The organism is Streptomyces sp. KL2 (assembly GCF_046529545.1).
GTDB lineage: Bacteria > Actinomycetota > Actinomycetes > Streptomycetales > Streptomycetaceae > Streptomyces > Streptomyces radiopugnans.
The window spans coordinates 3,654,174-3,680,550 of the sequence record NZ_CP127170.1 but is presented as its reverse complement, the minus strand read 5'-3'; the positions used below and the strand labels follow the sequence as shown (position 1 = coordinate 3,680,550).

The window sequence follows — 26,377 nt, the reverse complement described above, 5'->3', positions numbered from 1 at the left end:
CGGCATCCGGCCGCGCCGGTCAGTCGGCGAACAGGCCCCGCCGGGCGGCGCGCACGTCGAAGTCCTCCAGCCGGGCCTGCGCGTCGGGCAGTTCGTCGCACATCGCCTCCAGCAGCACCCGTCCCAGCATCATGGGCGAGCAGGCGGTGTCGAAGGACAGCGCGGTCCCGACGGCGGCGGGCAGCAGCAGGTCGCCCGGGCGGGCGACGGGCGCGAAGACGCTGTCGGCGACGGTGACGATCCGCAGCCCGGCCTCCCGGGCGTGCTCCAGCGCCGCCACCGTCTCGCGCGGGTGGCGCGGCAGCGCGAAGCACAGCAGCGCGCTCGCCCCGGCCCGCACCGCGGCGTCGAGGCGGTCGTCCAGCATCGAGCCGCCCTCGTCCAGCAGCCGTACGTCCGGGTGCACCTTGGCGGCGAAGTACGCGAAGCCGCGGGCCTGCGCGGCGGCGGCCCGCAGCCCCAGGACGGGCAGCGGGCGCGAGGCGGCCAGCAGGCCCCCGGCCTCGGCGACGGGGGCGGGGTCGGCCAGCTGCGCGGCCAGCTGCCGCAGGTTCTCGATCTCGGCGTGCACGGCCTGCTGGTACGCGTTGCCCGCCGTGCCGCCGCCGTCCGCCCCGCCCGCTCCCGCACCGGGGGCACCACCCTCCGAGGGCCCGGGGAGGGCTTCGCGCAGATGTCTGCGCAGCGCCGGATAGCCGTCGAAGCCCAGTGCCACGGCGAAGCGGGTCACCGACGGCTGGCTGACGCCGGCCAGCTCCGCCAGCTCCACGCTGGACAGGAACGGGGCGTCGTCCGCGCGCCGCACCATGCAGTGGGCGATCCGCCGCTGGGTGGGGGTCAGCCGGTGCCCCTCGAACATCCTCAGCAGCCGCGCGCCCGCACCGCTCACCGTGCCCACCTGCCCCTCCGCCCCTCTGCCCCGCCGACCCTCTTCAGGGTCTTCCTGCTCCGCATAAGCCTATTCAGTATCGGCCGGTATCGGCCCGGCCCACCGGGGCGCGCACAGGCGGAGAGCCCGGCCCGGGGACGGTGGGCCGGGCCGGGCCGCGAGACGGGCTCGCACGCCCGCCGACACGCCCGCCGCCGGAGGGGGCCGCGCCGAGGGCTCGCGCGTCCTGCGTGCGGGGCCCGCGCCGGGGAGTCGCGCGGGGACCGCCGCACCCCGGTGCGGACACCAGGGGCGGGACGACGGCGGTCCCCGCGAGGACGCGCGGCCGGATCGGGCCCGCGTCCCGGGCGCCGGGAGGAGTCCGGGAGCCGCTCCGTGCTCCTCCGCGCCGTTGGACACCACAGTGCCCGACGGGTGTTAAGCGCGTTTTTCCAGACCGTGACGGCCTGGTACCTACTCCGTCCCGCCGCTTCCGGCCCCACTGCTCCGGGCGAGGAAGGCCAGCAGGTCCTGGCGGCTGACCACCCCGGTCGGCTTGCCCTCCACCAGCACGATCGCGGCGTCGGCCCCCTCCAGCACCGCCATCAGGTCGGCGACCGGCTCGCCCGAGCCGACCTGCGGCAGCGGTGCGCTCATATGGGCCTCCAGCGGGTCCTCCAGCTTCGCGCGTCCGGTGAACAGCGCGTCCAGCAGGTCGCGTTCGACGATCGAGCCGACGACCTCGGCCGCCATCACGTCCGGGTGCCCGGCGCCGGGCTTGACCACGGGCATCTGCGAGACGCCGTACTCGCGCAGCACCTCGACGGCCTCGCCGACCGTCTCCTCGGGGTGCATGTGGACCAGCGAGGGCAGCCCGCCGTCCTTGCGGCGCAGTACGTCGCCGACGCGGGCCTGGGTGGGCTCGCCCTCCTCCAGGAAGCCGTAGTCCGCCATCCACTCGTCGTTGAAGATCTTCGAGAGGTAGCCGCGCCCGCCGTCCGGCAGCAGGACGACGACCGTGTCGTCCTCCCCGAGGCGCTCGGCCACGCGCAGTGCCGCGACCACTGCCATGCCGCAGGAGCCGCCGACCAGCAGGCCCTCCTCGCGGGCCAGCCGCCGCGTCATCCGGAAGGAGTCCTTGTCGGAGACGGCGACGATCTCGTCCGTCACCTCGCGGTCGTAGGCGCTGGGCCAGAAGTCCTCGCCGACGCCCTCCACCAGATAGGGGCGTCCCGAACCGCCGGAGTACACCGAGCCCTCCGGGTCGGCGCCGACGATCCGCACCTTCCCGCCGGAGACCTCCTTGAGGTAGCGGCCGGTGCCGCTGATGGTGCCGCCGGTGCCGATGCCGGCCACGAAGTGGGTGATCCTGCCGTCCGTCTGCTCCCACAGCTCGGGACCGGTGGTCTCGTAGTGGGAGCGCGGGTTGTTCGGGTTGCTGTACTGGTCCGGCTTCCAGGCGCCCGGCGTCTCGCGCACCAGCCGGTCGGAGACGTTGTAGTAGGAGTCCGGGTGCTCGGGGTCGACCGCGGTGGGGCAGACCACGACCTCGGCGCCGTACGCGCGCAGTGTGTTGATCTTGTCCGTGGACACCTTGTCCGGGCAGACGAAGATGCAGCGGTAGCCCTTCTGCTGGGCCACGATCGCCAGCCCGACCCCGGTGTTGCCCGAGGTGGGCTCGACGATGACGCCGCCCGGCTTCAGCTCGCCGGAGCGTTCGGCGGCCTCGATCATCCGGACCGCGATCCGGTCCTTCACCGAGCCGCCCGGGTTGAAGTACTCGACCTTGGCCAGAACGGTGGCCCGGATCCCCGCCGCCACGTTGTTCAGCTTGACCAGCGGGGTGTTGCCGACAAGCTCGATCATCGACTCGTGATACTGCACCTGGTTCTCCGCACTCGGGGGCAGTCGCCGTCGCCTGCCCGTACAGCCAGCCTAGGGGGACGCCGGAGTCCCGTTGACGCGCGTTGCGCAGCGTCCTGTACTGGGCATGACACCCATAGTGACGTGCGGGTGCCGCACAGGCCGCGCGCCGAGCGTACGGGGCGCGCGTACGGGGCGCGAGAAGGCTGCGGGGGCGCGGCGGAACGGAGGGCCCGATGGCGAGGGCTGTGCCCGGACCGGTGTCCGGGGCGAGAGTGGCGCGCAGGATCGCGACCGCCGCGGCGTACGGCGGCGGAGGGGCCGGGCTGCTCGGCGGGGCGGCCGTCGGCCTGCTGATGGCCGAGGTGCGGCTGGCGCGGCGCCGGGTGGGCGGCTCGGACGACGTGCCGCCGGTGGCGGACGGGGTGTACGGCACGGCCGTCGCCGCCCTCGGACCGGGCGCGCAGGCCGCACCGCTGCGGCTGGCGCTGCTCGGCGACTCCACCGCCGCCGGGCAGGGCGTCCACCGGCCGAGGCAGACCCCGGGCGCGCTGCTGGCCGCGGGCCTGGCCGCGGTGGCGGAGCGGCCGGTGCGGCTGCGCAACGTGGCGCTGTCGGGGGCGTGCTCGGACGACCTGGACCGCCAGGTGTCGCGGCTGCTGGAGAACGGCGGCATCGACGGCGACGGCGCTCCCGACGTGTGCGTCGTCATGATCGGCGCGAACGACGTCACCCACCGCGTACCGCCCGCCGTCTCGGTGCGGCTGCTCTCGGACGCGGTGGCGCGGCTGCGGGCGGCCGGGTCCGAGGTGGTGGTGGGCACCTGCCCGGACCTGGGCACGGTCGAGCCGGTCGCCCAGCCGCTGCGCTGGGTGGCCCGCCGGATGAGCCGCCGGCTCGCGGCGGCCCAGACGGTCGCGGTGGTGGAGCGGGGCGGCCGGACCGTCTCGCTGGGCGATCTGCTCGGCCCGGAGTTCGAGGCGAACCCGCGCGAGCTGTTCGGTCCCGACAACTACCACCCCTCGGCGGAGGGCTACGCGACCGCCGCCATGGCCTTCCTGCCCACGCTCTGCGCCGCACTGGGCCTGTGGCCCGAGGAGGACGAGCGTCCCGGCGTCCCCGGTTATGCCGACGACCCCGGCGCCGCGCGCCGCGCGGAGGCCCTCCCCGCCGAGGAAGCCCTCCCCGTCGAGGCCGCGGCGGTCGCGGCGGCCGGAGAGGGCGGTACGGAGGTCTCGGGGACGCGCGGCCCCCTGGCGCTGCTGAGGCGCCGCCGCCGCAGGCGGCTGCCGGCGGCCGGTGTGATCGCGGTGGCCGAACGGCCCGGGACGCCCGAGCCCGCGGGCGCCGGAGGCGGGGACGCCCGGACGCCGCTCCCCTGAGGGCCGGGCGGGTCCCGCCGCGCGCCCTGCCGTACGGCCATGCGGCCCCGAGCGGCACAGGACGGCACAGGACGGCACAGGAGGGCGCAGGAGGGCGCAGAACGGTCCCGGACGGTCCTGGGCGGCACGGCGGACGGGCGGAACTGAGCAAGCGCTTAGAAAAGAGGTCCGGATCACACGTGGCGAGTCGTGACCGCCGCCTTACGGAACGGTAGTTTCCAAGCATCCACAGCCCTCCGCCCTCGTTCCCTGGAGCCGTGATGCCCGAAGCCGTGATCGTCTCAGCAGCCCGTTCGCCGATCGGACGCGCCTTCAAGGGCTCGCTCAAAGACGTCCGCCCGGACGACCTGACCGCCGGCATCGTCAAGGCCGCGCTGGACAAGGTGCCGCAGCTGGACCCGACCGAGATCGACGACCTGATGCTGGGCTGCGGCCTGCCCGGCGGCGAGCAGGGCCACAACCTCGGCCGCGTCGTCGCCGTCCAGATGGGGATGGACCACCTGCCGGGCTGCACCATCACCCGCTACTGCTCGTCCTCGCTGCAGACCACCCGCATGGCCATGCACGCCATCAAGGCGGGCGAGGGCGACGTGTTCGTCTCGGCCGGCGTCGAGACGGTCTCCCGCTCGGTCAACGGCACCTCCGACGGCATGCCCGGCACCCACAACCCGATCTTCGCCGACGCCGAGGCGCGCACCGCGGCCCGCGCCGAGACCGGCGGCGAGGGCTGGCACGACCCGCGCGAGGACGGCGAGCTGCCCGACGTCTACATCGCCATGGGCCAGACCGCCGAGAACCTCGCCCGCCTCAAGGGCGTCACCCGGCAGGACATGGACGAGTTCGGCGTGCGCTCGCAGAACCTCGCCGAGAAGGCCATCGCCGCCGGCTTCTGGGAGCGCGAGATCACGCCGGTCACGCTGCCCGACGGCACGGTCGTCTCCAAGGACGACGGCCCGCGCGCGGGCGTGACCCTGGAGGGCGTGCAGGGACTCAAGCCCGTCTTCCGCCCCGACGGCCTGGTCACCGCGGGCAACTGCTGCCCGCTCAACGACGGCGCCGCCGCGCTGGTGATCATGTCCGACACCAAGGCGCGCGAGCTGGGCATCACCCCGCTGGCCCGGATCGTCTCCACCGGCGTCTCCGGCCTGTCCCCCGAGATCATGGGCCTGGGCCCGGTCGAGGCGTCGAAGAGGGCGCTGAAGCTGGCCGGCATGACCATCGACGACATCGACCTGGTGGAGATCAACGAGGCGTTCGCCGCCCAGGTGATCCCCTCCTACCGGGACCTCGGCATCGACGTGGACAAGCTCAACGTCAACGGCGGCGCCATCGCCGTCGGCCACCCCTTCGGCATGACCGGCGCCCGCATCACCACCACGCTGATCAACTCCCTCCAGTGGCACGACAAGCAGTTCGGCCTGGAGACGATGTGCGTCGGCGGCGGCCAGGGCATGGCCATGGTCATCGAGCGCCTGAGCTGAACCGGCCCCGGACGTACGTACGACCCCGGTCGCGGCTCCGCCGCCCGTGTGGTCCGCGCCACACCGGACCGGCGCGCGATGTGATCTGACCCACCGTCGGCGCGCCGTCGATGCACCGGTGAGACCGAAGAGCCCCCAGGATGTGATCTATGTCCTGGGGGCTCGCCGTCTTCCCTGCTCACAGGGGTTCCATTGGTCCGCACGGAGGTCCGCGCACGCCCTTTTGGCGGTGCCCGGCGCACCGCTCGACAGGAGATTCCCCTCCGGCTGCGATAGGAATTCAGGGATCGGAGTTCCAACCGGGAGTACGTCAGTGAGCGCCATATCCCTCATCCTGCTGCTGGCCGCCGCCGTCGCCGTGGCGCTGGGCGCCGCCGCCCTGCACACCGCCCTGGGCCTGCGCCGCCGGCTCAACGAGCTGCGGGTGCAGCTCGCCGCGGCCGAGGCGCGCGGGACCCTGGCGCGCGCCTCCGTCCCCCCGGCGCGTACGTCCCCGGACGCCGAGGAGATCCGGTCCGCCGTCGCCGCCGCCCTCGCCGAGGAGCGCGAGCGCGAGCTGGCCGAGGCCCGCGCCTTCTGGGCCGCCCAGGAGGCCCGCGACAACCGGGCCGAGAGCCTCCTGCCGGAGGGGCGCGGCGCGGAGTACGAGGGCGCCGACCTCGACCCGGCACTGCTCGACGCCCTGCTGGAACGCGCCCTGGACGGCGGTACGCAGGAGGGCGAGGCCTTCGTACCGCGCCAGACGGACCGGGAGGGGGCCGGGTCCGGGGCGAACGTCCGGCGGCCCGCCGCACCCGGTTCCGAGGAAGCCGGGGAGTCCGGCAACCCCGGGAGCTCCGGGCACTCCGGGCACTCAGCCGGGGGGAAGGGGCCCGGCGCCGACTCCGCGGAGCTGGCCGCGGCCCGCCGCCGCCACCCCTCGCACCCCGGCTACGACCTGAACGGCGATCCCGTCGTCCCCGGGCCCGCGACCGGTCCCGACGGCCTGGAGGAGTCCGGGGGCTCCGGCGGCGCCGAGGAGTCCGACGGCGCCACCGGGACCGCCGGCGACCACGAGTCCACCCGCCTGCGGCTGGCGGAACTGGCCGAGCGCCGCACACCGCTGGCCGACGTACGGCCCGGCCCGCTGGGCACGCTGGACGTCTACGTCTTCGCCGACGGCACCACCGTCTGCATGACGCCCGGCCACCGCGAGACCGCCGAGCGGCTCGCCGCCGCGGTGCGCGAGGGCGTCGAGCCGGTGCTGCTGGGCGGCTCGGGCGTCTCCGGTTCGTACGCCCTCACCTTCGCGTGCGGCGGGGAGAGCGTCTACGTCCTGGCCGACCGGGTCATCGCCTCGCTCTGAGCGCCGCGGACTCGGCGGCCTCCACCAGCGCCACGGCCTCGGCCAGCTCCCGGGGCCCGGCCCCGGCCCGCTCGCCGGCCTCCCGCAGCGCCTCCGCCAGATCGTGCCCGGCCACCGCGAGTTGGTCCCCGACGGCGAAGAGGCCCGCGTCGGGCAGTCCGTGCGGGGCGCGGCCGGGGAACTCCAGGCGCTGGGCGCGGTCGGCCAACTCCCTGGCCAGTCCGAGCCCCTCGGCCGCCGCCCCCCGGGCCAGGGCGCTCTGCGGCATGGCCCGCAGCCGGTCGGCGAAGCGGTCCACGGCGGTCAGCAGGGGGGTCACGTCGAGCACGGCGCAACCCTATGCGTCCCGTGCGCCCCGCCGCCAACGGGCGGAGCGCACGGGACGGACAGGAGGAGCCCCGGGGCGCGAACGCCCCGGGGCTCCTCACGGATCCCGTCCGGTCCGGCCCGGGGGCCGGAGTCCGGACAGCCGGATCAGTCGCTGCTCTGCAGGATGGCGATCAGCCGCAGGAACTCCAGGTAGATCCAGACCAGGGTCAGGGTCAGACCGAAGGCGGCCAGCCAGGACTCCTCGCGGGGGGCGCCGTAGGCGACGCCGTCCTCGACCTGCTTGAAGTCCAGGGCGAGGAAGGCGGCACCGAGCACGATGCCGATGACGCCGAACAGGATGCCCAGACCGCCGCTGCGGAAGCCGAGGCCGTCACCGCCGCCGAAGACGGCGAACAGCAGGTTGATGCCCATCAGCAGGACGAAGCCGATGGCCGCGGCCATCACGAAGCGGTAGAAGCGCTGCGTGACGCGGATGATGCGGGCCTTGTACATGAACAGCACGGCGGCGAAGACCGCCATGGTGCCCAGCACCGCCTGCATCGCCGCCCCGTTGGCGATGTAGCTGTCGACGTAGTTGCTGATGGCCCCGAGGAACAGGCCCTCGAAGGCCGCGTAGGCCAGGATCAGCGGGGGCGACGCCTTGCGCTTGAAGGACTGCACCAGGCCCAGGACCAGCGCGATCAGCATCGCGCCCAGGGCCAGGCCGAGCGACAGGTCCGTGATCCACGCCACAGCCGCCATGGCGACGACCAGACCCACCGTCATCGACGTACGGGCGACGACGTCGTCCATCGTCATCCGGCCGGCCTGCGGCGGGGCGGCCGGCGGGAAGCCCGGCTGGCCGGCCGTCTGGGGCTGCTGGGCGTAGGGGTTGGTGGGCTGGGGGCCGGTCGCGTACGGGTTGGCGGCGTACGGGTTCCCGGCCTGCGGCTGCTGCGTGGCGTTGAAACCGGCGTAGCCGTTGTCTCGGCTGAATCCCCGTCGCGAGAAGACCGGGTTGCTGCTCCTCATCTCACTCCTCCATGGCCGCACCACGCGGCCCTTCCTCAAGGGTAATGCTTTAGCAAAGACCGCACGGTAGTGCACTCGCAAGAACGACGGAAGGAGTCGTGATTGTTCCGGTACCCGCCGTCGCGCCTGTGATGCCCCGCCAGGAGCCGCCGTACGCCTGCCCCGGCCACTGCCCGGACTCCCCCGTCCGGGCCTCGCCCGCGCGGCGGAACCGGGCCGCAGGGCGGGTCCGCGCGCCCCGGCCGCACCCGGCGGGCGCGGCCGCGGGCGCCGGGCCACCGGCGCGGGAGCCGTGCGGACGGTGGGCCGGCGGCGCCGGGGGTCCTGTGCCCCGGGCGGCCGGAGTGCGCAGGTCAGCGGGCCCGCCCCCACACCTCCGCGCGCCGGGGGCCGGGTCTTGGCACCCGTCCGCCGCGGGAGGAGATTGGACCGTGCAAGGCAGTGCAGGCTCCCACCCCCTTTTCCTTCGGAGGAGTTCATGCTGTCCGTACGCACCCACATCGCCGTGTCCGTCGCGGCCTGTCTTCTCGCCGGCACCGGTACCGCGGTGGCCGCACCGTCCCACGGCCCCGGCGAGACGGGGCAGCGGTCCGAGCCGACCATCGCCGTCAGCAGGTTCGACGGCGGCAGCTTCGAGTACCCGGCGGTCGGGGCGAACACGTTCCGGACCATCGGGAGCGGTCAGCCCGTCGGCCCGTGGAGGGTCACCTCCGGGGCCGTGGACCTGATCGGCGCCGGGTTCTGGCAGGCCGCCGAGGGCGACCAGTCCGTCGACCTCAACGCCACCACCGCGGGAACCGTGGCCCAGACCTTCACCACCACCCCGGGCAGGACGTACACGGTGACGTACTCCCTCGCCGGCAACCCGGAGGGCAACCCCTCACTGCTGAGGACGGGCCGGGCCCTCGTCGACGGGCAGAACTTCCAGGACTTCTCCTTCGACGTCACCGGCAGGACACGGGCCGACATGGGCTACGTGACACGGCAGTTCACCTTCGTCGCCAACAACGGCACCACGACCCTCGCGTTCGCCAGCACCGTCGGCGGCCCCTACGGGCCCGTCATCGACGACGTCAGGGTCCACGCCTGCTGCCCGGACTCCTGCTGCCGCTGATCCGCGCCACCGGCACGGACTCGCCCCACCCCGCCGCCCCGGGCCGCCCACGGCCGCCCGGGGCGGCGGCACGGCGCCGCCCCGGGCGATCACCGCAGAGGCGCCAGATCGGCGTCGACGGGCAGCCCCTCGACACGCCGGTTGGACACGACCGCCAACTCGTAGTCGTGACGGGCGCCCCGCTGCCACTGCCCGCCCGCCAGCCGCACGGTGGCGACGTTCGGCACGGGCCCGGCCGTCCAGTCCAGCGGCCCGGCGACGGTCTCCAGGCGGGTCCGGCCGACCGCCGCGGCGACCGCCGCCGGCTCGGTGGGGTCGGCGGCGGTCCGCAGGGCGTGCGCGGCGACCTCGAACAACGCGTAGGCGAGGCCGAGCGGCTGGAGCCACTGCCTGCCCGTGGCCTGCTCGTACGCCTCGGCCAGCTCGGCGGCGGTCATGCCGTCGAGTGAGGAACGGTACGGGTGCGCGGGCGTCCAGTAGACCAGGGTGGCGACGTCCGCCTGTGCGGGCCGGCCGCCGCCGCCGGTGGTCGACGGCGGATAGGCGAGCCAGCGCGAGCACGTGATCAGCCGGGGTGTGCCGCCCTGCCCGGCGGCCAGGGCGCGGAACAGGGCCAGGTCCCGGGCGGTGGCCGCGCTCGTCACGATGTCGGCGTCCGCCTCGGCGAACGCCCTGACGTGGCCGGAGAGGTCGGCGGCCGGTTCGGTGTAGCCGTCCGGGTCCACCAGCCGGTGCCCGCGCGCGCGGGCGGCCGGGGCGAAACCCCGCTCCGCGTGCCGCGACCACGTGCCCTGCGGACCGTCGTTCCACAGGCACCCCACGGACCGCCCGGGACCGCCGGCCTGCTCCCACAGGTCCGCGAAGACCTCGGCGATGTCGTCCAGCCCCCAGCAGAAGTGGTACGTCCAGCGGAACGGCGCGCTCTCCCGCGCGCCGCGCCCGTAGTAGTAGACCTGCCACGGAAAGGTGCTCGACACGCAGGGCACACCCGCCTCCTCGCAGGCGTCGGCGGCGGCCGGCAGCACCTCCGTGCCGGCGAGTGTGAGGACGATCCGCGCCCCCTCGTCCCGCACCAGTTCGCGCACCGCCTGCCGTGCGCCGTCGGCCGTGGAACGGCTGTCCCGGCTCACCAGGCGCACCGGGTACTCCCGCGAGCCGTTGCGGATCCGGGTCAGCCTCGGCTCCAGCAGGGACACGGCGAACGCCAGTGGGTCCCCCAGGTTCGCCAGCCGCCCGGAACGCGCCGCCACCACGCCCACCGTCAGGGTCTGCCCGCCACTCGGCTCCCGCATCTCCGTGCCCTCCGTGCTGGACTGCGCGTACTCCCTGACAACGGCGGGAGGACCGGGGCGGACACTCACCGTCACTCTCCCGGCGGCACGGGGGCCGGGCAGGGGCACGTGGGGGCGGCCTGCGACACCTGGGGCCGGTCCCCGGACCTTCCCGGCGGCTCACCCGCAGCCGATTCGCCCGGGCCACGACGAAGGCGCCTCGCTCCCGGAACCCGGGCGGGTGCCTTCACCGCACCGGGCTCGTCTGCGCCGTCACCGGCAACGCGTCGAGAGCGCGCCGCCCGCCGGCGGGCATCGGCGCCGGATCGTCCCCTGGGCCGGGACGGCGAACGGTGCCGGCGACGCCCCTGCGAGGGGGCCGCGAGGAGTCCGGTGTGCCCGGAGCCGGATTCGAACCGGCACGGCCTGTAGGCCAACGAGGTTTAAGCTCGTCGTGTCTGCATTCCACCATCCGGGCACCGGCTCATGGACCGCACGGCTGGCTACGGCCCTCCCCTGGACGCTCAACGAGCCTATCGGCGGCGCTCGTACGGACAACGGGCTTCCGGCCCCAGGTTGTCTGATTTTATTGGCAACTGATGCAGCATCAGCGGCGCGCGCCCCTCTTCAAAGAGGATCACGCGCCCCCGCGCCGCCGCCAGGAATGACGGAAAGTCGCTGCCCAGCCACGGGTAGGCATCAGGGTGCCCTCTCCTCCTCAGGGATGACCCGGGCCGCTCCGGTCCCCCCGAAGGCTCCCTCCGAGACCGGTTCGGGGGTGGACGCCGGTGGCCGGTTTCGCACGGACGATGGAGGGGTCCCCGTCAAGCCGCTGTGACAGGAGCCCCTTCCCGTGACCACCAGCACCCCGTCCGACGCCCTCTCCGCGCCCTCCGCCCCCGCCGGCGCCGCGGCCGCCCGCGCCGTGGACCTGACCAAGGTCTACGGCCAGGGCGAGACGAAGGTGGTGGCCCTGGACTCCGTCACCGTGGACTTCCGGCGGGGGGCGTTCACCGCGATCATGGGCCCGTCGGGCTCGGGCAAGTCGACGCTGATGCACTGCATGGCCGGCCTGGACTCCTTCTCCTCCGGCTCGGCCTGGATCGGCGAGACCGAGCTGTCCTCCCTGAAGGAGAAGAAGCTCACCCGGCTGCGCCGGGACAAGATCGGTTTCATCTTCCAGGCGTTCAACCTGCTGCCCACCCTGACGGCGCTGGAGAACATCACGCTGCCCATGGACATCGCGGGCCGCAGGCCCGAGCGGGAGTGGCTGGACCGCGTGGTGGAGACGGTCGGCCTGTCGGGCCGGCTGAGGCACCGCCCCAACCAGCTCTCCGGCGGCCAGCAGCAGCGCGTGGCCGTCGCCCGCGCCCTGGCCGCCCGGCCGGAGATCATCTTCGGTGACGAGCCGACCGGCAACCTCGACTCGCGTGCGGGCGCGGAGGTGCTCGGCTTCCTGCGCAACTCGGTGCGGGAGCTGGGCCAGACCGTGGTCATGGTGACCCACGACCCGGTGGCCGCCTCGTACGCGGACCGGGTCGTCTTCCTCGCCGACGGCCGGATCGTCGACGACATGGACGACCCCACCGCCGAGAGCGTCCTCGACCGCATGAAGGCGTTCGACGCCCGGGGCCGCACCAGCTGACCGGCCGGCCCCGCCCGGAACGCCCCCGCCCGCAGCGCCGCCACACCTATCCCAGGATCACGAGACCCCATGTTCCGTACCGCCCTGCGCAACGTGCTCGCGCACAAGGCCAGACTGCTGATGACCACGCTCGCCGTCATGCTCGGCGTGGCGTTCGTCGCCGGCACCCTGGTCTTCACCGCCACCCTCTCCGAGGCCTTCGCGAGGAGCTCCGCCAAGGGCTTCGAGGCCGTCGACGTGGCCGTCCGCCCCGACCATTCCGCCGACGGACCCGATACCGCCCCCGGTGCCGCGCCCGACCTGCCCCGGGAGGTGCTGGAGAAGGTGCGGGAGGTGCCCGGCGTCGAGCGCGCCACCGGGGCCGTCTCCGGCTTCGCCGCCCTGGCCGACAAGGACGGGGGGCTGGTCGGCGAGGGCTGGTCCACACTCGGCGGCAACTACGACGGCGGCGAGGACTGCGGCGGAGGCGGCCGTGGCGGGGACCCCCGCTACGACCTGCGCGAGGGCCGCGCCCCGCAGCGCGCCGGCGAGGTCGCCCTGGACTCGGCGACCGCCGAGCGCACCGGCTACGGAGTCGGCGACACCGTGCGGCTGTCCGTCAACGGCCCGGTGCGCGAGGAGAAGGTCACCGGCGTCTTCGACACCGACGACGGCAGCGTCGCCGCCGGCGGCACCCTGGTGCTGTTCGACACCGCCACCGCCCAGGAGCTGTTCTCCCGGCCCGGCCGGTACAGCGAGATCGTGCTGACCGCCTCCGACGGCGTGACGCAGCAGGAGCTGCTCGAGCGGGTCCGGGAGGTGCTGCCGCGGCAGGCCGAGGCCGTCACCGGGCAGAAGCTCGCCGACGAGCAGGCGGAGATGATCGAGTCCCAGATGGAGGGCATGCGCACCGTCCTGCTGGTCTTCGCCGGGATCGCGCTGTTCGTGGGCGTCTTCATCATCGCCAACACCTTCACCATGCTGGTGGCCCAGCGCACCAGGGAGTTGGCGCTGCTGCGCGCGGTCGGCGCGAGCCGCCGGCAGGTGACCCGTTCGGTGCTGGTGGAGGCAGCGGTGGTCGGCACGGTCGCCGCCGGGGTCGGTCTGCTGGCCGGCATCGGGATCGGCGCCGGGCTCCGCTCGCTGATGGGCTCCCTCGGCCTCACCGTGCCGGACGGCCCGCTGGTGGTCACCCCGGTCGCGGTCGCCGCCTCGCTGGTCGTCGGCATCGTGGTCACCGTGGTCGCGGCCTGGCTGCCCGCCCGCCGCGCCGCGAAGGTCCCGCCGGTCGCCGCGATGGGCAGCGTGCACGCGCCCTCCACCACACGCGGCCTGGTCGTGCGCAACACCGTCGGCGCGCTGCTGGCCGGTCCCGGCGCGGCCCTCGTCCTGGCCGCCACCGGCATGGACGACGGCAAGGTCCCGATGGCGCTGGGCGCCGGGCTGCTGGTGATCGGGGTGTTCGTGCTGACCCCGCTGCTGTCCCGTCCGGTGATCGCCGTCGCGGCGCCCGTACTGCGCGTCTTCGGCGTCTCCGGGAAGCTGGCGCGGCTCAACGCCGTGCGCAACCCGCGCCGTACCGCCGCCACCGCCGCCGCGCTGATGATCGGCCTCACCCTGATCACGGGGATGACCGTGATCGCCGGCAGCGTCCAGAAGGGCATCGACAAGATGGCCTCGGACGCCCTGCGGGCCGACTACATCGTCTCCATGGCCAACTTCCTGCCGCTGTCGCCCGAGGTCGAGCGGACGCTGGCCGGGACGGACGGGGTCACGGCACTCAGCCCGATGCGCAACTCCCCCTCGCGGATCGACGGCGAGTACGAGTACCTCACCGGCGTCAACGGCGAGGCGTTCGGCGAGCTGGTCGAACTCGACTTCACCCAGGGCTCGTTCGAGGGGCTGGCCGACGGCGGCGCGGTGGTGGACACCGCCACCGCCAAGGAGCACGGCTGGCGGACCGGTTCGGTCCTCGAGGTGCTCTACGAGGACGGCGAGCGCGGCGAGCTGACCGTCTCGGGCGTCTACCGGGCCAACGAGATGATGCGCGGCATCATGCTCGACACCGCCGTGCTCGACCCGCACCTGGAGCAGATCACCAGCATGCAGGTGATGGTGGGCACCGCGGGCGGCGCGAGCGACTCGGTCAAGTCCTCGCTGGAGAAGGCCCTCGGCGACAACCCCGCGATCCTCGTCCAGGACCGCGAGGACGTCTCGGAGTCCATCGCCCAGATGTTCACCCTGATGCTGAACATGCTCTACGGACTGCTGGCCATGGCCGTGGTGGTCGCGGTGCTCGGGGTGGTCAACACCCTGGCCATGTCGGTCTTCGAGCGGTCGCAGGAGATCGGGATGCTGCGGGCGATCGGCCTGGACAGGCGCGGCACCAAGCGGATGGTCCGGCTGGAGTCGCTGGTGATCTCGCTGTTCGGCGGGGTGCTCGGCGTCGGCCTGGGCGTCTTCTTCGGCTGGGCGGCGGGGGAGCTGATCTCCTCGTCGATGTCCACCTACGAACTGGTGCTGCCCTGGGAGCGGATGGGCGTCTTCCTGGCGCTGGCGGCGCTGGTGGGCGTGCTGGCCGCGCTGTGGCCGGCGCGGCGGGCCGCGCGGATGGACATGCTGGAGTCCATCAAGACCGAGTGACGGGTGCGCCGCCGCACGGCGGCGCACACGGGGCCCCGGGGTCCGGGCCGCTCGGCGGTCCGGGCCCTTTCCGCTTGCGCGCAGGACCGATCCCGCGGGCCGGCCCGCGGATGCGGCGGTTCCCCGGGCGCGGTGGTCCGGTGGTCCGGGTGTCCGGCCGGAGCACGCGCCGTCCGGGAGCCGCCGCACCCCCGGACGGGCACCCGCGCGGGGGCGGGAAAGCCGAGGGGCGCCCGGCCCCTCCGTGTGCGGGAGGGGGCGGGCGCCCCTGCGGTGTGCCGCGTGCGCCGGTGTCCGGCGTCCGGTCAGGAGGCCTTGGCCTTGGGCCGGGACTCCCGAGCGGCGGCCGAGACCGGGGCGGCGGCCTCGTAGAACTCCTCGCGCGGGTTCTCCACGGCGCCGAGGGAGACGACCTCGCGCTTGAGGAACATCGCGAGCGTCCAGTCCGCGAAGACCCGGATCTTGCGGTTCCAGGTCGGCACCGCCAGGCCGTGGTAGCCGCGGTGCATGTACCAGGCGAGCCGGCCCTTGAGCTTCAGCTTGACCCGCTTGCCCAGGGCGATCATCGCGACGCCCTTGTGGAGGCCGAGACCGGCCACCGCGCCCTTGTTGGCGTGGCGGTACTCGGCCTGCGGGAAGCCCCGCATGCCCGACACCACGTTGTCGCCGAGCACCTTGGCCTGGCGCAGCGCGTGCTGGGCGTTCGGCGGGCACCAGGCGTTCTCGTTGCCCGCGTCGCGGCCGACGAGGTCCGGGACCTGGGCATTGTCGCCCGCGGCCCAGATGTAGTCGGAGCCCTTGACCTGGAGCGTCGCCTCGGTGTCCACGTGGCCGCGCGGGCCCAGCGGCAGGCCGAAGCGGGTCAGCGCCGGGTTCGGCTTGACGCCGGCGGTCCACACGATGGTGTCGGAGTCCACCTCGAGGCCGTTCTTGAGCACCACGTGGCCGTCGACGCAGGACTCCATGGACGTGGACAGGTAGACCTCCACGCCGCGCTTCTGGAGGTGCTCCAGACCCCACTTGCCGAGTTCGGGGCCGACCTCGGGGAGGATCTTGTCCGCGGCGTCGACGAGGATGAAGCGCATGTCCTCGCGGCGGACGTTCGTGTAGTACTTGGCCGCGTCGCGCGCCATGTCCTCGACCTCGCCGATGGTCTCGGCTCCGGCGAAGCCACCGCCGACGAAGACGAAGGTCAGCGCCCGTCGGCGGACGGCCTCGTCGTTCGTGGAGTCGGCCTTGTCGAGCTGCTCCAGGACGTGGTTGCGCAGGCCGATCGCCTCCTCGATGCCCTTCATGCCGATGCCGTTCTCGGCCAGGCCGGGGATCGGGAAGGTGCGGGAGACCGCGCCGAGCGCGACCACCAGGTAGTCGAAGGGCAGCTCGTAGGAGTCGCCGACCAGCGGCGAGATCACGGCGACCTTGCGGTCCTGGTCGATGGTGGTGACGCGGCCGGTGAGGACCTCCGCCTTGGGGAGCACGCGCCGCAGCGGGACGACGACGTGGCGCGGGGAGATGGACCCGGCGGCTGCCTCCGGCAGGAAGGGCTGGTACGTCATGTACGAGCGCGGGTCGACGACGGTGACGGTCGCCTCGCCGTACCGCATCTTCTTCAGGATGCGGCGCGCTGCGTACAGACCGACGTACCCGCCACCCACTACGAGGATTCGCGGACGCTCCGTGGTGCTCATGCCTTCGAGTATCCACTGCCGTCAGGGGGGACCCTCGTGAGGGTCTTCACAAGCACCCCACCCGCTTCTGCTACACTCCGCCGACCCGTGACCGGAACCACACCCGGAACCGGGAACCGGCGCACCTCACGACACGTTCACCACCCCCTGTGAGCTGCGCAATCGCTCTCCGGTGGATCCGAGCGGAACCGCCGCCGCCCCGGAGGGACCCGATACTCCGGCACCTCCGGAACCATCCCTTCCGGGTCAGGGAGGCCCGGATTCGCCACTACCGACAGGTAACATGGCCTGCTCGCGCGCTTTTCCTTGTGAAGAAGTTCACGAACTTTCCCGCCGGGGTCTTCCGAGACGCCCCGATCGTGCCTTCGCGGGGGTGCGCGGGAACGGCCCGCTCCGTCGGCCCCGCGCGTCTGACATGGTGTTTCCACCGACGGGGAGGGGACCTGACGCGCCGTCTCGCGCTGCTGCCGATCCTGCCGGCCGCGGGGTGCGCCCTGCCCGGCGAGGGCCGGGCAGGGCGCACCGTCGTCGGCGCCGAGCCCGGGGTCCGGGTGGGCCGGCGGCCCTCCGAGCCGCGCCGGACGAGGGCCCGACCCGGGAACCGGCCGTCCCCGTGAAGCACGCGCTCCGGTTCACTGCGGCGGCACGGCGGCGGCTCCGGGCCACCGGCCGGCGCGGCGTCCGCCGGAATCCGTGGGAGCCGGGGCTCACCGGGGCCGCCGCGGCCCCGAAGGCCCCGGCCGCGTCACCGCGGGCCGGACCCCGGGTCAGCGCGTGGCGCGGGAGTGGGCGATGCCGTCGAGGATGTCGTGCTCGCTGACCACGACCTCCTCGGCCCCGGTGCGCTCCATGACCGTCTGGAGGACGAGGGCGCCCGCGCCGATCACGTCCACCCTGCCCGGGTGCATCACGGGGATGGCGGCGCGCTCGTCGTGGGTGGCGGCCAGCAGGCGCGCGGTGACCTCCGCGACCTTCTCCGCGCCGATCCGGGAGTGGTGGATGGCCGACGGGTCGTACTCGGACAGTCCCAGCGCGACGGCGGCGACGGTGGTGACCGAGCCGGCCAGTCCCACCAGCGTCCGCGCCCCGGCCAGCGGGACGGTCTCCTCCACCAGGTCCAGTGCGGCCTCGGCGTCCGCCCTCATCGCGGCGATCTGCGCCTTCGAGGGAGGATCGGTGATCGTGCCGTCGCGCAGCAGATGGCGCTCGGTCAGCCGGACGCAGCCGACGTCCACGCTGCGGGCGGCCCGCACCCCGTCCTCGCCGACCACGAACTCCGTGGAGCCGCCGCCGATGTCCACCACCAGGTACGGCCCCGGCAGGTGCTCCGCGCCCGCCAGCTCCCTGGTGGCGCCGGTGAAGGAGAACGCGGCCTCCTGGTCGCCGGTGATCACCTCGGGTTCGACGCCCAGGATGTCCACGACGCCGCGCACGAAGTCGTCCCGGTTCTCGGCGTCGCGCGAGGCGGATGTGGCGATGAAGCGGGTGCGCCCGGGGGTGACGCCGTGTCCGCGGATCACCTCGGCGTACTCGCGGCAGGCCGCGAAGGTGCGCTCCAGCGCCTCGGGGGCCAGCCGCCCGGTGCGGTCCACGCCCTGGCCGAGGCGGACGATGGTCATCCGGCGGTCGAGGTCGGTCAGTTCGCCGGTGGCCGGGTCGATGTCGGCGACGAGCAGGCGGATGGAGTTCGTGCCGCAGTCGACGGCCGCGACCCTGACCGTCGTGCCGGCCGCCGCGCCGGCCGTCGTGCCGTTCGCCGTCCCCGTCACCGCGCACCCTCCCCGCTGTCCTCGCCGCCCCTGCCGTCCCCGGCCGCGCTCACGCACGGCCCCTTGCTCCACCACTCCGGGAGCATGGCGATCGCCTCGTCGCCCAGCGGGTTGACGCCCGGACCCGCGGCCAGCGAGTGGGCGACCAGGACGTGCAGGCACTTGACGCGGTCGGGCATCCCGCCCGCGCTGGGGAAGCCCTCCAGCACCTCGATGGCGTCGCGGCGCGCGATGTAGTCCTCGTGCGCCCGGCGGTACGCGGCGGCCAGCTCCGGGTCGGTGCGCAGCCGCTCGGTCATCTCCTTCATCACGCCCTCGGCCTCCAGGGTGCCGATCGCGGAGGCCGCGCGCGGGCAGGTGAGGTAGTACGTGGTCGGGAAGGGCGTGCCGTCCTCCAGCCGCGGCGCGGTCTCCACCACGTCGGGCTGCCCGCAGGGGCAGCGGTGCGCGATGGCGCGCAGACCGCGCGGCGGACGGCCGAGCTGCTGCTGGAATGCCTCGACGTCGGCTTCGGTCGGCGCGGTGGGCTCGGTACGGGGCGGGGGCGTTTCCATGTGGCCAGGATGCCTCAGGGGTGTCGGGGCCGGGCGCGGGGGCCCGGCGGGGCGGTCGGGGTCCGGGCCGCTTCCGGACCGCTCAGGGGCGCTGCCCGGCGGCGCCGGAGGCGTCCGCCGCGTCCACTCCGTCCCACAGGTGCCGGTACCAGGCCTGTTCGGTGGGGCCGGGCTCGGCGGTGCGGCGGGAGCGGGAGGCGCCCTCGCCGGTACGGTCGGCCGTGCCGCGCGGGAGGATGTAGCCGGTCTCGCCGGGGCGCACGTAGAGCAGGTGCTCGCGGATCATCCGCTCCACGTAGGCCGGGTCCTTCCAGCGGGCCTTCAGATCGCGCTTCTCCTCGACCCGGCCGCGCAGTTCCTCGACCAGGCGCCGCTGCTCCTCGATCTCCGCACGCTGCGAGACGTACTGCCGCATGGGGTAGGCCAGGGCGACCACGAGCGAGCACAGGACCAGGACGAGCAGTGCGGCGCGGCCGGTCAGCCGGCTGCGGCGGGGGGCGCGCATCCGGCGGTTCTGGGCGCGGTAGACGCGCTCGGCCGCCTGTGTGCCCAGTGCCCTGAGCCTGGTCGCGGTGGAGAACCTGTCCCGTTCCGCGGCCACCTCGCCTCCCCTGCTGCCCTGTCGTCGCCGTGCCGCCGCGGTGGGCCGCCGCATGCCGCCGCGTCCCCGCCACCGTACGGGACGGCGGCGGGGACGCGGTGACGGCGGGGCCGCTTCCCGCGGCCGTGCTCACCGGTCCGCGGACCGGCCGTGCTCACCGGTCCGCGGAGCGGCTGTGCTCATCGGTCCGCGGAGCGGAAGCGCGGGAACGCCGAGCGTCCGGCGTACACCGCGGCGTCGTCGAGGATCTCCTCGATGCGCAGCAGCTGGTTGTACTTGGCGACGCGCTCGGAGCGGGCCGGGGCGCCGGTCTTGATCTGGCCGCAGTTGGTGGCGACGGCCAGGTCGGCGATGGTGACGTCCTCCGTCTCGCCGGAGCGGTGGGACATCATGCACTTGAAGCCGTTGCGCTGGGCCAGCTCGACGGCGTCCAGCGTCTCGGTCAGGGAGCCGATCTGGTTGACCTTGACCAGCAGGGCGTTGGCGGCGCCCTCCTCGATGCCGCGGGCCAGGCGCTCGGGGTTGGTGACGAACAGGTCGTCACCGACGAGCTGGACCTTGTCGCCCAGGCGCTCGGTGATGGTCTTCCAGCCGTCCCAGTCGTCCTCGAACAGCGGGTCCTCGATGGAGACCAGCGGGTACGCCTCGACCAGCTCGGCGTAGTAGTCGGTCATCTGGGCGGCGGTGCGCTCCTGGCCCTCGAAGACGTAACGGCCGTCCTTGTGGAACTCGGAGGCGGCGACGTCCAGGGCGAGGGCGATGTCCTGGCCGGGGGTGTAGCCGGCCTGCTTGATCGCCTCCAGGATGAGGTCGAGCGCCTCGCGGTTGGAGCCGAGGTTGGGGGCGAAGCCGCCCTCGTCGCCCAGCCCGGTGGAGAGGTTGCGCTCCTTCAGCACCTTCTTGAGGGTGTGGTAGACCTCGGTGCCCCAGCGCAGGGCCTCGGAGAAGGACTCGGCGCCGATCGGCGCGATCATGAACTCCTGGATGTCCACGTTGGAGTCGGCGTGCGATCCGCCGTTGAGGATGTTCATCATCGGCACCGGCAGCAGGTGCGCGTTCGGGCCGCCGAGGTAGCGGAACAGCGGCAGGTCGGACGCCTCGGAGGCGGCGTGGGCGACGGCCAGCGAGACGCCGAGGATGGCGTTGGCGCCGAGGGAGGACTTGTCCGGGGTGGCGTCCAGGTCGAACATCGCCTGGTCGATCAGGCGCTGCTCGGTGGCGTCGTATCCGACCAGCTCCGGGCCGATCTGCTCGATGACGGCGAGGACGGCCTTCTCGACGCCCTTGCCGCCGTAGCGGCTCTTGTCTCCGTCACGCAGCTCAAGGGCCTCGAAGGCGCCCGTGGAGGCGCCGGACGGAACGGCTGCACGGCCGGTGCTGCCGTCGTCGAGGCCGACCTCGACCTCGACCGTGGGGTTGCCTCGCGAGTCGAGGATCTCGCGGGCCACTACGACGTCGATGGACGGCACGAGGGTCTCCTTCGTGTGTGTCGGGCGTGTGTGTCGGGTCTCAGTGCCCTGAGCCTATCCGGCCCGCGCACGCCACCTCGCCGACAGCCCGTGCCATACGGCGGAACGGAGGATGAAATCGCAGATCAGAGAGGGTGAGAGCGCTTTGTTTCCAAATTGAATAAACCCGGTGCGGCGCGCCCTCCGCCAAGGGAGGTGACACACCGCACCGGGATGGCGCCGCCGGGTGACGGGGCGGCGCCGGGGCGGGCACAGCAGGGGATCAGACCCGGAGCTGCTGGCCGGGGAAGATCAGGTTGGGGTCGTCGCCGATGACGTCGGCGTTGTCCTGGTGGATCTGCTGCCAGGTGGTGCCGTGGGCGGCGGCGATGGCGCGCAGCGTGTCGCCGGACTTGACCGTGTAGCCGGACTCGGCGCCGTCCCGGTGGCCGTCCGCCCGCTCGGAGGCGCCCTGCGACAGCGAACGGGACTGCTCCTGCGACTGCTCCTGGGACTGCTTCTGCGACTGGTTCTGCGACTGCGGGCGGGAGCGGTTCTGCGACTCGGAGTACGTCCGCCCGGTGCCGGGGCCGACGGAACGGCCGCCGCCCGGGTCCACCTCGGCCGCGGGCCCGTCGGCGGTGAGGCCGCCCTTCTCGGCGCAGGCCCAGGCGCGCGGCCCCTGCATGGCCAGCAGCCGCTCGGCCACGGCGATCTGCTGCTCCCTGGTGGCCAGGTCGGCGCGCGGCGCGTACCGGGTGCCGCCGGCGGCCTCCCAGCTGGACTGGGAGAACTGCAGCCCGCCGTAGTAGCCGTTGCCGGTGTTGATGGACCAGTCGCCGCCGGACTCGCACTGGGCCACCCGCTCCCAGGTGTCGACGGAGGCGGCCGAGGCGCCCGGCGCGCCCGCCACCGGAACGGCGATGGCGGCGCCCGCGGCGCCCGTCAGCGCGGCCGCGCGGACGGCTCTGGCGGTGCGGCTGTCGTGCCCCTTGCCGGTGAACAGCATGGACGTCCCTTATCTCACCGACGCCTGCGAGGTGAGCTGTCGGGTTCGGGCAGTGAGCAAGCCCGGCCGTCCGGGGCGCGGAGCCCCGGGCGACTTCACCCCAAGCCGCTTCGGACCCTGCGGTCCTGGGCGGCGCCTACCTGGTTCCCCCGCTCCTGCCATCGGCGCTGACGCGACGACTGCCCACCGGCCGCCGGCAGGATTCGGCGCTGCGGTCGGTGGCACTCGCGGTGCGAGCGACACGACGGTAAGCACACCGGTACATCCGTCTCAAAGCATGTCAGAAACCGGCGATTCACCCTTTCTGACGCCCGCACGGATGGAACCCGCAGGTCAGATGAGGAGCATTAGGCCGGACAGGAACGACACGCCGCAGTCGCCCGGGAGGGTCATCCCGCAGGGCCGTCCGCACTCATCCGAGAGAGAGCTCCTGCCCCGGCAGGATCAGGTCCGGATCCTCGCCCACGACGTCCTTGTTGCTCTCGTACAGCCCGCTCCAGCCGCCCGGCACGCCGTGCTCCTGGGCGATCGTCACGAGCGAGTCCCCGGGGCGCACGAGATAGCCCTCGTCCCTCCCGCGGGAGCCCAGGCCGCTCACGGTGCCCGCCAGCGCGGGGCGCTCGGCGCGGGCGGAGCGGTCGGCGGCCTCCTCGGAGCGTCCGTCGCCGGCGGTCTCCCGGCCCTCCGGCGCCCGGCTCTCCGCCCCGCGCTCCAGATCCAGTTCGCGCGGGTCGCGCTCGCCGCGGTGCTTTCCGGTGCCCTCCCCCGCCCCGGCGCGGGCGCCGTCCTCCGCACCGTCGCCCTCGGCGCCGTCCTCCGCGCCGCCGCCCTTCGCGCCCTCGTCCTGGGCACCGTCCTCCGCACCGCCGTCCTTCGGGGCCTTCCGCTCGCCCTCGGCGCCGTCCTCCGCGCCGCCGGACCCGCCCCCGCCGGCGGCCGGGGAGTCCTCCTCCGCCGCGTCGCCGCCCGGCAGGACGCCGTCCAGGAGGCCCCCGCCGTTCCCACCGCTCCCGCCGTCCCGCGCGTCCTCCTCCGGCAGGAGGTTGCCCGGGTCGATGGCCGGGGCCTCGCCGGTGGTGTCGTGGCGCAGCCCGGCGTTGACGCCGCATGAGGGCCAGGCCTCCGGCCCCTGGTCGGCGAGGATCTTCTCGGCCACCGCGATCTGCTGGCTGCGGCTGGCGAGGTCGGGGCGCTTGGCGTACGACGTACCGCCGTACTGCTCCCAGATCTCCTGGGTGAGCTGGAGGCCGCCGTAGTAGCCGTTGCCGGTGTCGGCGCTCCACAGGCCGCCGCTCTCGCACTGCGCGACCCGGTCCCAGGTGTCGAGGTCTGCCGCCTGCGCGCCCGCCGCCCCCAGCAGGGGGATGGCGAACCCCGCGCCGGTCACTCCTGCCGTGACGAAGATGGCGGGAGCCTGGCGGGGGCGGCGGTGTCTACCGTTCCCGGAAAGCATGTGCGGAGCCTCTCGTGCGTGGACAGACGGCAAGGTTGAGCGGTTGACGGCTGAACGTAGCGTCACCGGGCCGATCATCACAAGTCAGTGTCTCGCAGATCACGCACGGATCACGTACGTGACTGTGCGTCACCCGCGCACCGGCTCGAACTCCACCGGCAGTTCGCGCAGCCCTCGCATGATGAGGCCGCCCCGCCAGCGCAAATCGGCAGGTTCCGCCGCGAGCCGCAGGTCGGGGAGGCGTCCCAGCAGGGCCGTGAGGGCGACCCGCCCCTCCAGCCGCGCCAGCGGCGCCCCCAGGCAGTAGTGGATGCCGTGGCCGTATCCGAGGTGAGGATTGTCACCGCGCGTGAGGTCCAGGGTGTCCGGGTCGGCGAACCTCGACGGGTCGCGGTCGGCGGCGGCCAGCACCACCAGCACCGGATCGCCGGTGGCGATCCGCTGTCCGCCGATCTCCACCGGCTCGGTGGCGAACCGCCAGGTCGCCAGCTCCACCGGCCCGTCGTAGCGCAGCAGTTCCTCCACCGCCGTCTGCAGCAGCCCGGTGTCGCCCGCCGCCGACGCCTCCTGGAACAGCCGCCGCTGCCCTGGATGGCGCAGCAGCGCGTAGGTGCCGTTGCCGATGAGGTTGACGGTGGTCTCGAAACCGGCGAACAGCAGGATGAACGCCATCGCCGCGGCCTCGTTCTCCGTCAGGTGCTCACCGTGGTCGCTCGCCCGGATCAGGCCGGAGATCAGGTCGTCGCCCAGGTCGCCGCGCTTGCGGTGGATCAGGTCCGCCAGGTACGCGCGCATCCGCTTCACCGCCCGGCCCACCCCGCCGCGCGGGCCGCCGCCGTGACGCAGCATCATGCCCGCCCAGTCGCGGAAGTCGTCCTGGTCCTCGGCCGGGACGCCGAGCATGTCGCAGATGGCGTAGATCGGCAGCGGGAACGCGAACTCGTGGATGAGGTCGGCGCCGCCGCGCTCCGCGAAGCCGTCGATGAGCCGGTCGGCCAGCTCCCGTACGCGCGGTTCGAAGGCCGCCACCCGGCGCGGGGTGAACGCCTTGGACACCAGCCGCCGCAGCCGGGTGTGGTCGGGCGGGTCGATGTTGAGCAGGTGCGTCATCAGGTTGGCGCTGCGCTCGCCCGGGATCCCCACCTTCCCCTTGCCGTGCGCGGCCTCGCTGTGGTGGACGGGGTTCTTGCTCAGCCGCGGGTCGGCCAGCGTCTCGCGCGCGTCCGCGTACCGCGTCACCAGCCACGCCTCCACCCCGCTGGGCAGCACGGTGCGGTGCACGGGCGCGTGCTCGCGCAGCCAGGCGTACGCGGGGTAGGGGTCGGTGGCGAACTCGTGCGAGAACAGGGCGGGCATGGGCGGGGTGCGGTCGGCGCCGGCGTTCTCGTGGTCCACGCCTCCGACGCTAACGCGGCCCCCGTACGTCCGGCGGAGGGGGCCCGGTCGCCCGCCGCCTCACCGGACGCGGCGGCCCTCCCCCGGCAGCGTCAGCGCGACCAGCAGCAGACAGCACCCCAGGACCACCGCGCCGGTGCGGAAGGCCAGGGCGTAACCGGGGGCGAGGGCGTCCGGGGCGTCGCCGGTGATCCGGGAGGCCGCGACGGTGGAGAGCACCGCCAGCCCCAGGGAGCCGCCCATGGTGCGGGAGGTGTTCACCATCGCCGAGACCACGCCCGCGTCCCGGTGCGGGGCGCCGGAGGTGGCCAGGGAGGCCAGCGGGGTGGCCAGCAGCCCGGTGCCGAGCATCGTGGTGATCCCCGGCCCCATCACCGTGGCCGCGTAGCCGCCGTCGGCGGCCATGACCGAGCTGAACCACAGGAAGCCGCACGCCGCCAGGGCCACGCCCGTCAGCGCGGTGTTACGGGCCCCGATCCGGTGCATCAGCCGGGGCGCGAGCTTGGATCCGGCGACGACGCCGAGCGAGTGCGGCAGGAACCCCAGGCCCGCCTGGAGGGGCGTGTAGAGCAGCACGTTCTGCATGTACAGCGACATGAAGTACCAGGAGGAGACCAGCGCCGCGCCGCACACGAACATCGCGGCGTTGGCGGCCGACACCGACGGCAGCCGGAACAGGCGCAGCGGCATCAGCGGCGCCCCGGACCTGGACTCGACCGCGACGAACACCCCCAGCAGCGCCAGGCCGCCCAGCAGGGGCACGAGCGTGACCGGCTCCGCCCAGCCTGCCGCCTCCGTCTGCACGATGCCGTAGGCCACCGCGCCGAGACCACCGGTGACCAGCACCGCGCCGGGCACGTCGAGGCGGCGGGCGCCTCCGGCCGGGTGGTCCGCCGACAGCCGGAGCGCCACCGCGAGCAGAACGAGCACGCCGATGGGCACGTTGACCAGCAGCACCCAGCGCCAGGACAGCGCCTCGGTGAGCACACCGCCGACGAACCCGCCCGCCGCGCCGCCCCCGGCACCCACCGCCGTCCAGGTGCCGATGGCCCGGGCGCGGGCCGGCCCCTCCGGGACGGAGGTGGTGAGCAGGGTCAGGGTGGACGGGGCGAGGACGGCGGCCCCCGTCCCCTGCACGGCCCGCGCGGCCAGCAGTTGCCAGGGCTCCTGCGCGAGACCGCCGGCGAGGCTGGCGGCGGTGAACAGGCCGAGCCCGGCCAGGAACACGCGCTTGCGCCCGAAGAGGTCGCCGGCCCGCCCGCCGAGCAGCATGAACCCGGCGAAGGTCAGCGTGTAGGTGTTGACCACCCACTGGAGCTGCTCGGCGTCCATCCGCAGCCCGGTGCGCATGGACGGCAGCGCCACGTTGACGACCGAGACGTCGAGCACGACGAGGAACTGCCCCGCGCACGCGGCGAGCACGACCAGCCACGGTGCCCGGGCCGGACCCGGTGCAGGTGTCCCCTGGGTTTCCTCGGCCTCGGCCGGACGCTTGACCATGGCACCCATGCTAGGGAGCCGCCACCGG

The 26,377-nt window shown here is 73.9% G+C and carries 20 protein-coding genes, 1 tRNA gene and 1 riboswitch; of the genes, 6 read left to right on the top strand and 15 right to left on the bottom strand.

Annotated elements, in window-relative coordinates; translation table 11 throughout:
- Positions 1-19: 19 nt before the first annotated feature.
- Both QPK52_RS16680 and QPK52_RS16675 read right to left on the bottom strand, forming a co-directional pair.
- Positions 20-889 carry a MurR/RpiR family transcriptional regulator gene (locus tag QPK52_RS16680; RefSeq protein WP_410540357.1) on the bottom strand — a complete coding sequence of 290 codons (870 nt, stop codon included), beginning with the start codon at positions 887-889 and terminating at the stop codon, positions 20-22.
- Between the two features lie 453 nt (positions 890-1,342).
- Positions 1,343-2,752 (bottom strand): cystathionine beta-synthase, encoded by a 1,410-nt coding sequence (locus QPK52_RS16675; RefSeq protein ID WP_410538298.1) that lies wholly within the window; start codon positions 2,750-2,752, stop codon positions 1,343-1,345.
- A 215-nt stretch (positions 2,753-2,967) separates the two neighbouring features.
- Between QPK52_RS16675 and QPK52_RS16670 the strand changes: the two genes are divergently transcribed.
- The 3 genes from QPK52_RS16670 to QPK52_RS16660 all read left to right on the top strand — a co-directional run bounded on the left by QPK52_RS16670 (position 2,968) and on the right by QPK52_RS16660 (position 6,939).
- Positions 2,968-4,113 (top strand): SGNH/GDSL hydrolase family protein, encoded by a 1,146-nt coding sequence (locus QPK52_RS16670; RefSeq protein ID WP_410538297.1) that lies wholly within the window; start codon positions 2,968-2,970, stop codon positions 4,111-4,113.
- A 260-nt stretch (positions 4,114-4,373) separates the two neighbouring features.
- Positions 4,374-5,594, top strand: coding sequence for an acetyl-CoA C-acetyltransferase (locus tag QPK52_RS16665; protein ID WP_410538296.1), 1,221 nt, complete (start codon positions 4,374-4,376; stop codon positions 5,592-5,594).
- A gap of 313 nt (positions 5,595-5,907) precedes the next feature.
- Positions 5,908-6,939: a hypothetical protein gene (locus QPK52_RS16660; protein ID WP_410538295.1), complete on the top strand. Its 1,032-nt coding sequence runs from the start codon at positions 5,908-5,910 to the stop codon at positions 6,937-6,939.
- On the opposite strand, the gene QPK52_RS16655 is transcribed toward QPK52_RS16660, so the two are convergent.
- Together QPK52_RS16655 and QPK52_RS16650 are read right to left on the bottom strand one after the other, a co-directional pair.
- Positions 6,923-7,267, bottom strand: a complete 345-nt coding sequence (locus QPK52_RS16655) for a hypothetical protein (RefSeq protein WP_410538294.1) — start codon at positions 7,265-7,267, stop codon at positions 6,923-6,925. The genes QPK52_RS16660 and QPK52_RS16655 overlap by 17 nt on opposite strands.
- Positions 7,268-7,413: 146 nt before the next feature.
- Positions 7,414-8,280: a Bax inhibitor-1/YccA family protein gene (locus tag QPK52_RS16650; protein ID WP_410538293.1), complete on the bottom strand. Its 867-nt coding sequence runs from the start codon at positions 8,278-8,280 to the stop codon at positions 7,414-7,416.
- A 478-nt stretch (positions 8,281-8,758) separates the two neighbouring features.
- Here QPK52_RS16650 and QPK52_RS16645 point away from each other — a divergent pair, with 478 nt between their 5' ends.
- A complete protein-coding gene (locus QPK52_RS16645) occupies positions 8,759-9,394 on the top strand; it encodes a choice-of-anchor C family protein (protein WP_410538292.1) in 636 nt (211 codons plus the stop codon).
- An 89-nt stretch (positions 9,395-9,483) separates the two neighbouring features.
- On the opposite strand, the gene QPK52_RS16640 is transcribed toward QPK52_RS16645, so the two are convergent.
- The gene (locus tag QPK52_RS16640; RefSeq protein ID WP_410538291.1) at positions 9,484-10,686 is read right to left on the bottom strand and encodes an ABC transporter substrate-binding protein; all 1,203 of its coding nucleotides are present in this window, start codon (positions 10,684-10,686) and stop codon (positions 9,484-9,486) included.
- A gap of 375 nt (positions 10,687-11,061) precedes the next feature.
- A tRNA-Leu gene (locus tag QPK52_RS16635) sits at positions 11,062-11,143 on the bottom strand.
- A 375-nt stretch (positions 11,144-11,518) separates the two neighbouring features.
- Here QPK52_RS16635 and QPK52_RS16630 point away from each other — a divergent pair.
- Both QPK52_RS16630 and QPK52_RS16625 read left to right on the top strand, forming a co-directional pair.
- Positions 11,519-12,310 carry an ABC transporter ATP-binding protein gene (locus tag QPK52_RS16630; RefSeq protein WP_410538290.1) on the top strand — a complete coding sequence of 264 codons (792 nt, stop codon included), beginning with the start codon at positions 11,519-11,521 and terminating at the stop codon, positions 12,308-12,310.
- A 69-nt stretch (positions 12,311-12,379) separates the two neighbouring features.
- The gene (locus QPK52_RS16625) at positions 12,380-14,932 is read left to right on the top strand and encodes an ABC transporter permease (RefSeq protein ID WP_410538288.1); all 2,553 of its coding nucleotides are present in this window, start codon (positions 12,380-12,382) and stop codon (positions 14,930-14,932) included.
- Positions 14,933-15,237: 305 nt separating this feature from the next.
- On the opposite strand, the gene QPK52_RS16620 is transcribed toward QPK52_RS16625, so the two are convergent.
- From QPK52_RS16620 to QPK52_RS16580, 9 genes are all read right to left on the bottom strand, one after another.
- A complete protein-coding gene (locus QPK52_RS16620; protein WP_410538287.1) occupies positions 15,238-16,620 on the bottom strand; it encodes an NAD(P)/FAD-dependent oxidoreductase in 1,383 nt (460 codons plus the stop codon).
- A gap of 767 nt (positions 16,621-17,387) precedes the next feature.
- Complete coding sequence (locus QPK52_RS16615; RefSeq protein ID WP_410538286.1) at positions 17,388-18,389, bottom strand: exopolyphosphatase; 1,002 nt, start codon at positions 18,387-18,389, stop codon at positions 17,388-17,390.
- On the bottom strand, positions 18,386-18,943 hold the full coding sequence (locus tag QPK52_RS16610) for a DUF501 domain-containing protein (RefSeq protein WP_410538285.1): 558 nt from the start codon (positions 18,941-18,943) through the stop codon (positions 18,386-18,388). The genes QPK52_RS16615 and QPK52_RS16610 overlap by 4 nt, the downstream gene beginning before the upstream one ends.
- 82 nt (positions 18,944-19,025) lie before the next feature.
- Entirely contained in the window at positions 19,026-19,544 is a 519-nt protein-coding gene (locus tag QPK52_RS16605) for an FtsB family cell division protein (RefSeq protein ID WP_410538284.1), read from the bottom strand.
- 179 nt (positions 19,545-19,723) lie between these two features.
- Complete coding sequence (gene eno / locus QPK52_RS16600; protein ID WP_410538283.1) at positions 19,724-21,013, bottom strand: phosphopyruvate hydratase; 1,290 nt, start codon at positions 21,011-21,013, stop codon at positions 19,724-19,726.
- Between the two features lie 262 nt (positions 21,014-21,275).
- Positions 21,276-22,001 carry a transglycosylase family protein gene (locus QPK52_RS16595; RefSeq protein ID WP_093660930.1) on the bottom strand — a complete coding sequence of 242 codons (726 nt, stop codon included), beginning with the start codon at positions 21,999-22,001 and terminating at the stop codon, positions 21,276-21,278.
- A gap of 6 nt (positions 22,002-22,007) precedes the next feature.
- Positions 22,008-22,178, bottom strand: a riboswitch (cyclic di-AMP (ydaO/yuaA leader).
- Between the two features lie 235 nt (positions 22,179-22,413).
- Positions 22,414-23,454 carry a transglycosylase family protein gene (locus QPK52_RS16590; protein ID WP_410538281.1) on the bottom strand — a complete coding sequence of 347 codons (1,041 nt, stop codon included), beginning with the start codon at positions 23,452-23,454 and terminating at the stop codon, positions 22,414-22,416.
- A 129-nt stretch (positions 23,455-23,583) separates the two neighbouring features.
- A complete protein-coding gene (locus QPK52_RS16585; RefSeq protein WP_410540356.1) occupies positions 23,584-24,810 on the bottom strand; it encodes a cytochrome P450 family protein in 1,227 nt (408 codons plus the stop codon).
- A gap of 99 nt (positions 24,811-24,909) precedes the next feature.
- Positions 24,910-26,349 carry an MFS transporter gene (locus QPK52_RS16580; protein WP_410538280.1) on the bottom strand — a complete coding sequence of 480 codons (1,440 nt, stop codon included), beginning with the start codon at positions 26,347-26,349 and terminating at the stop codon, positions 24,910-24,912.
- Between the last annotated feature and the right edge of the window lie 28 nt (positions 26,350-26,377).

Excerpts from the sequence above, each read along its gene's own strand:
- QPK52_RS16670 (WP_410538297.1), top strand. The coding sequence starts at position 2,968 with ATGGCGAGGGCTGTGCCCGGACCGGTGTCCGGGGCGAGAGTGGCGCGC.
- QPK52_RS16665 (WP_410538296.1), top strand. The coding sequence starts at position 4,374 with ATGCCCGAAGCCGTGATCGTCTCAGCAGCCCGTTCGCCGATCGGACGC.
- QPK52_RS16650 (WP_410538293.1), bottom strand. The coding sequence starts at position 8,280 with ATGAGGAGCAGCAACCCGGTCTTCTCGCGACGGGGATTCAGCCGAGAC.
- QPK52_RS16645 (WP_410538292.1), top strand. The coding sequence starts at position 8,759 with ATGCTGTCCGTACGCACCCACATCGCCGTGTCCGTCGCGGCCTGTCTT.
- QPK52_RS16640 (WP_410538291.1), bottom strand. The coding sequence starts at position 10,686 with ATGCGGGAGCCGAGTGGCGGGCAGACCCTGACGGTGGGCGTGGTGGCG.
- QPK52_RS16625 (WP_410538288.1), top strand. The coding sequence starts at position 12,380 with ATGTTCCGTACCGCCCTGCGCAACGTGCTCGCGCACAAGGCCAGACTG.
- QPK52_RS16620 (WP_410538287.1), bottom strand. The coding sequence starts at position 16,620 with ATGAGCACCACGGAGCGTCCGCGAATCCTCGTAGTGGGTGGCGGGTAC.
- QPK52_RS16610 (WP_410538285.1), bottom strand. The coding sequence starts at position 18,943 with ATGGAAACGCCCCCGCCCCGTACCGAGCCCACCGCGCCGACCGAAGCC.
- QPK52_RS16595 (WP_093660930.1), bottom strand. The coding sequence starts at position 22,001 with ATGCTGTTCACCGGCAAGGGGCACGACAGCCGCACCGCCAGAGCCGTC.
- QPK52_RS16590 (WP_410538281.1), bottom strand. The coding sequence starts at position 23,454 with ATGCTTTCCGGGAACGGTAGACACCGCCGCCCCCGCCAGGCTCCCGCC.
- QPK52_RS16585 (WP_410540356.1), bottom strand. The coding sequence starts at position 24,810 with ATGCCCGCCCTGTTCTCGCACGAGTTCGCCACCGACCCCTACCCCGCG.
- QPK52_RS16580 (WP_410538280.1), bottom strand. The coding sequence starts at position 26,349 with ATGGTCAAGCGTCCGGCCGAGGCCGAGGAAACCCAGGGGACACCTGCA.